The 3,113-nt window shown below is 56.2% G+C and carries 5 protein-coding genes; all 5 read left to right on the top strand.

The genetic code is table 11. The features are described 5' to 3' along the window. The coding region (locus PHI12_14495; GenBank protein MDD5511994.1) for a hypothetical protein at positions 1-428 on the top strand (428 nt) is incomplete at its 5' end. A gap of 16 nt (positions 429-444) precedes the next feature. Further along, positions 445-1,638: a glycosyltransferase gene (locus tag PHI12_14490; protein MDD5511993.1), complete on the top strand. Its 1,194-nt coding sequence runs from the start codon at positions 445-447 to the stop codon at positions 1,636-1,638. After that, entirely contained in the window at positions 1,625-2,293 is a 669-nt protein-coding gene (locus PHI12_14485) for a hypothetical protein (protein MDD5511992.1), read from the top strand. The genes PHI12_14490 and PHI12_14485 overlap by 14 nt, the downstream gene beginning before the upstream one ends. A gap of 42 nt (positions 2,294-2,335) precedes the next feature. Next, positions 2,336-2,857: a DUF5662 family protein gene (locus PHI12_14480; GenBank protein MDD5511991.1), complete on the top strand. Its 522-nt coding sequence runs from the start codon at positions 2,336-2,338 to the stop codon at positions 2,855-2,857. Then, positions 2,854-3,113, top strand: a 260-nt coding sequence (locus tag PHI12_14475) for a hypothetical protein (protein ID MDD5511990.1), incomplete at its 3' end; no start/stop codon positions are given. The genes PHI12_14480 and PHI12_14475, both read left to right, overlap by 4 nt.

Here is a 3,113-nt window from a genome sequence, read left to right as displayed (position 1 = left end):
AGTATGCCATAGCCGCGAACGCCGACGCTATCCTATACGTGGATAGCGATGTGCTGATCCCCAAGAACAGCATCCCCCGCTTGTGGGAAACCGGGCTCAACATCGTCGGCGGGGTAGTACCCGGCAGAGGGGCACATGCCCACACGGTTTATATGGGCAGCGGTAAGCACGTTGTAAGAGTTAACGATACCCTTACTGAACTGGATTATGCCACCGCGGGCTTTGTGCTCATTCGCAAGCCGGTCTACCGGGCCATCGCCTGGCGTTGGGGGGACACCCACGAGGGGGACGGCCCCATCTCCGAGGACCCCCTGTTCGGCTATGACGCCCGCAAAGCGGGCTTCGGGTGGTGGTACGTGTGTACCGACCTTAAAGCAGAGCACCTTGACGACAAAGAGCACTCACTGACAGAGACGGCAAAATTCTGAACAGGAGACTATGTAAGTGAACATAAACACATCGCAGTATTGGGACAAGAAGTGGCGAGAGCAATGGGGGGCGTATGAGAAAGACCCCCGCCGGGATGCGCTCTATAAGCAGATTCTTGCAGAGCTTGGAGAGGGTAGGGCGGTCCTCGACCTGGGTGGGGGCTGCTCCCGTTTCTCCAAGCTGGCACTACAGCAGGGCCACAGGCCAACGGTTGCAGACCTGTCGTCGTGGGCCATCCAGCATCTTGCGGAAAATGGCATCGACGGGATTGTACTTGACGTAAGGGATTATGACAAGCAGAACTTGGGCAAGTTTGACGTAGCGGTGTGTACTGAGTTGCTGGAGCACCTTGACTCGCCCGACTCTGCCTTGAGGGTTCTCAACGCACACGCGCCCGAGGCGTGGATCTCCGTGCCTGACAATCGCATGGGACCGGAAGAGCTAGAGGAACATCAGCGCAAGTACACCCTGTCCGAGTTGGCAGTACTTCTTCAAAAGTACTACCACAAGGTAAGTACCAGGAGCGTTCACGGCTATCTACTGGCCCATGTAGTGGGACCGCTGGACTTGCCCGACGTGTCTATCCTCATTCCATCCACTGGCAGGCAGACGCTCAACCGGACCATTCAGTCGCTGCTCGACCAGTCCTTTAAGCAGTGGGAAGCCATTGTAGCCTTTAACAATGCCGACAAGAACCCGGTCATTGTAGACGATACACGCATCCAGTTTATCGACCTGGGGCATATCGAGAATGACACCGGGGCCACGGCCCGCAACGAGGCGTTCAAGTATGCCAGGGGCAGGCTGATTGCTACCCTGGATGATGATGACTGGTGGGAGCCTAGCTTTCTGTGGGTGATGCGTCGGGAGCACAAGAAGCAGGGCGTGGACCTGTTGTACTGCCGCACCAACTTGTGGGGCAGGGACCAGGCTGTACAGTATGGCTCCTGGTATCGGGAGTTTGACGCGGGTGTGCTGCCCAAAGCTGGCTATATCCTCTCGCCGTCCGTTCTTTTCCGTCGGAAATTGCTGGATGGCTACAAGCTCCATGCCGACGCGGGTGGGCGCAACAGCGATTGGCGGTTCTACGTTGACCGGCACCGAGCAGGCTACACCTTCGGGTGTGTGGACAAGCCCCTCGCCAACCTGTGCGTTGATGAGAGGATTTGGAGGCATTGGGCACCTGGAGGGTTCCGTGGTACAGAGTAAGGTGTGCGCTGCCTTCCTGAACTACAAGCGGCACGACTTAGCCGATAGGATGGGAGAGCAGTTGGGCGACGTTGACTTGATTGCCTTTGACAACGGCGGCGGGCTCGACTACTGCCCCAAGGGTGTGAAGATCACAATCACGCGCCCGGACAATATCTACTTTGCGCCCGGCTGGAACTGGGCCATGCAGATTCTAGACAGCATGAGATATACCTACGTCTGGATGTTGAATGACGACGTGGAGGGGGTAAGCCCGGCCATGCTGCAAACCCTGGTAGAGAAGATGCCAGAGAAGGCAGCGGCGGTCACTCCCCCCTTTAACAGCCCTCACGCGGTCTTTCATCCCCGAGGTGGCGATACCAGGGAGGTAAGCTGGTTTGACTGGACTTGCCCCCTTATGAGGATGGACGCATGGAAAGATGTGGGGGATGCAGACGAGAGGTTCCTTGGGTACGGCGCTGACCTGGACTGGTGTAAGAGGGCCAGGATAAAGGGTTGGCGGTTCTACGTGGTAGAAGAAGCGGGGGCAGTCAAACACCTGGGTTCGGTCACGGCTATCAGCCAGGGTCTCCAGGGCAAGCAGGGCAGCGTAGCTACAATGAACCGCCTTCTCAAGGAGAAGTGGGGCGTCAAAGACTGGACGGGAATGGTCTAATCCCGCAAGAAACCCGCAATCCCGCAAGGAGAAAGAGAAAGAATGCACTGGAAGTACCTTAAGAGTCAGGTTCGCCATAAGTGGTTCGTGTTCTTGGAGTGTTGCAAACTAGGTGTTCCTTGGCTTGGCATCATTCACGACTTGTCAAAGTTCTTACCGTCTGAGTGGTTGCCCTATGCCCGTTATTTCTATGGCGAGTGGCCGACCGTAGAACAGGCAAACAGGCAATTCCCCTTTGGGACGGTGAAAACCAAGGAAGATGTTGAGTATGAATTTGACGTGGCCTGGCTACATCATCAGCACCGCAATAAGCATCACTGGCAACGCTGGCTACTGACACTAGACAGCGCCCGGAGTGACGGCAAGCTATTTCCTCTACCTATGCCAGAGCGGTACTTGCGTGAGATGCTAGCTGACTGGCGCGGGGCAGGGCGGGCGTATGGCAATCCAGACACGGCAGGATGGTATCTCAAGAACCGTGAGCAAATCCAGTTACACCCCGCATCGAGGGCATGGGTTGAGGTTATGCTTGATGTATATGATTGGGAGTGGCACAAAGAATGAGGGTTAAGTATTTCAGGCGAGTGTATACCAGTCAGCATGACAGTATCTTCATGGCGCTGGATGGAGAGTGGGAACTTCCCTTTCTGCCTGTGATCGGCATGGCTATCAAGCTGTTCAAGTACGGCGGCTTGCTCTATGTTGAGCGCCTTGCGTGGGACAACCCACAGCAGACGCTAGAAGTTTGGTCGGCAGATGACCGGGATTCTTGGCGAGTATTTGACTTCCATGGGCACCTTGAGGAATTGCGGGCCGCTGG

This window comes from Dehalococcoidales bacterium (assembly GCA_028716225.1).
In the GTDB taxonomy this organism is placed as follows: Bacteria; Chloroflexota; Dehalococcoidia; order Dehalococcoidales; family UBA5760; genus UBA5760.
Note: the sequence above shows the minus strand (reverse complement) of the source record. Positions and strands in the feature narration are given on the sequence as shown.

Bases quoted from the DNA above. Each gene is read 5' to 3' on its own strand.
- PHI12_14480 (MDD5511991.1), top strand. From the start codon at position 2,336: ATGCACTGGAAGTACCTTAAGAGTCAGGTTCGCCATAAGTGGTTCGTG.